Origin of the sequence: Streptomyces sp. SPB074, assembly GCF_000154905.1 — a bacterium.
Taxonomy (GTDB): Bacteria; Actinomycetota; Actinomycetes; order Streptomycetales; family Streptomycetaceae; genus Streptomyces.
Window position 1 is genome coordinate 5,785,815 of sequence record NZ_GG770539.1, and the last position, 1,721, is coordinate 5,787,535.

Genomic DNA, 1,721 nt, shown 5'->3' on the forward strand with positions numbered 1-1,721 from the left:
TTCGAGCGAGAGGACGCCGTGCAGGCGGGTCCAGACGGTGAGCGCGCGCAGGCGCGCCGCCGGGCTCGCGGGATGGTCCCCGGCCCAGTCGCCGTGCTCCGCGAAGTACCCCTCCGCCGGGGGCACGACGCCAGGGGGCCGCTCGCCGGGCCGGTCCTCGGCGGCGCAGACGTCGAGGAGCACCGCCATGATCTCCGCCGCCGTGCGCCTCGTGTCCTCGGGTGCGTGGTAGCCGGGCAGCGGGGTGCCGTAGACGAGGAAGTACCGCTGCGGGTCGGCGAGCGCCCAGGCGCGCAGGCCCTCCGCGAGGTCCCGGAGGCCGGCGCCCTCCGCCGCGCGGGCGAGGAAGGCGTCGGCGAGGCTGCGATAGGCGTCCCTGACGAGATCGGTGATCAGGTCGTCACGGCTGGCGAAGTACCGGTAGAGGGCGGGACCGCTCATGCCGATCCGCTTCGCGATCGCGTTGAGCGACAGGGCGCTCGCCCCGGCCGTCGCTATCTGCTCCCAGGCATGGCGCTTGATGTCCTCGCGCACCTGGGCGCGGTACCGCTCGCGGGACGTCCTCGGTTCGCTCACGCGCGCTTCCCCTCCTCGTTTCGTTAGAGGCTATCACTGTCGCTATTGACTCTCACGAAGGAAGTGAGTTACAACTTCTCACGAAAGCGAGAGCTTCTACGGAGTGGGGAACGTCATGAGTGAGAGCGCACGTCTTGTCGAGGTCGTCCTGCCGGGGGTCGTGGAGCCCGAAGGCCTTGAGGCGCGGGAGGCGGCGGCGCCCGTGCCCGGCGAGGGCGAGGTGGTGCTCGCGATGGAGGCGAGCGGGGTCTCCTTCGCCGAGCAGCAGATGCGGCGCGGCCGGTACTTCGACCAGCCGCCGTTCCCCTTCGTGCCGGGGTACGACGTCGTGGGCCGCGTCCACGCGGCGGGTCCGGGCGTCGACCCGGCGCTCATGGGGCGGCGCGTGGCCGCGCTCCTCAAGGTGGGCGGCTGGGCGAGCCGCGGCCGGGTCGCCGCCGCCGATCTCGTACCGGTGCCGGACGGCGTGAGTGCCGAGGAGGCCGAGACCGTCGTCGTCAACGGGATCACGGCCTGGCAGATGCTCCACAAAAAGAGCCCGGGTGCGCGCCGGGCAGACCGTCCTCGTGCACGGTGCGAGCGGCGGTGTCGGCTCCGTCCTCGTCCAGCTCGCGCGGGCCGCCGGTGTCGAGGTCATCGGCACCGCCTCGGCCCGCCACCACGAGGCGCTGCGCGCGCTCGGCGTCACGCCGGTCGACTACCACGACGGTGACGTGGCAGCGCGGGTGCGCGCACTGGCGCCCGGCGGCGTCGCGGCCGTCTTCGACCACGTCGGGGGCCCCGGGATCGCCGACTCCTGGCGGCTGCTCGCGCGCGGCGGCACGCTCGTCGCGTACGGGACCGCCTCGACCCGCGACGACACGGGCTCGCGGCAGTGGCCGGTCATCAAGCTCTTCGCGCGCCTCGGCCTGTGGAACATCCTGCCCAACGGCCGCCGCGCGGGCTTCTACAACATCTGGGCCGGTTCCCGGAACACGTCCCGCTTCCGCGCCCACCTGCGCGGCGACCTCACGGCGGTGCTCACCGCGCTCGCGCGGGGCGAGATCGGCGCCCGCGTCGCCGCCACCTTCCCGCTCGCGCGGACCGCCGAGGCGCTGCGGCTCGCCGAGTCGGGCACGGTGAGCGGCAAGATCGTCCTCACACCG

At 73.7% G+C, this 1,721-nt stretch carries 1 protein-coding gene and 1 pseudogene; one reads left to right on the top strand and one right to left on the bottom strand.

Features of this window, described 5'->3' with window-relative positions; genetic code table 11:
• A partial coding sequence (locus SSBG_RS24460; protein ID WP_008748747.1) for a TetR/AcrR family transcriptional regulator occupies positions 1-576 on the bottom strand: 576 nt, incomplete at its 3' end.
• A 115-nt stretch (positions 577-691) separates the two neighbouring features.
• On the opposite strand from SSBG_RS24460, the pseudogene SSBG_RS24465 reads away from it, so the two are divergent.
• A pseudogene (locus SSBG_RS24465) lies at positions 692-1,721 on the top strand (medium chain dehydrogenase/reductase family protein); the annotation flags it as partial.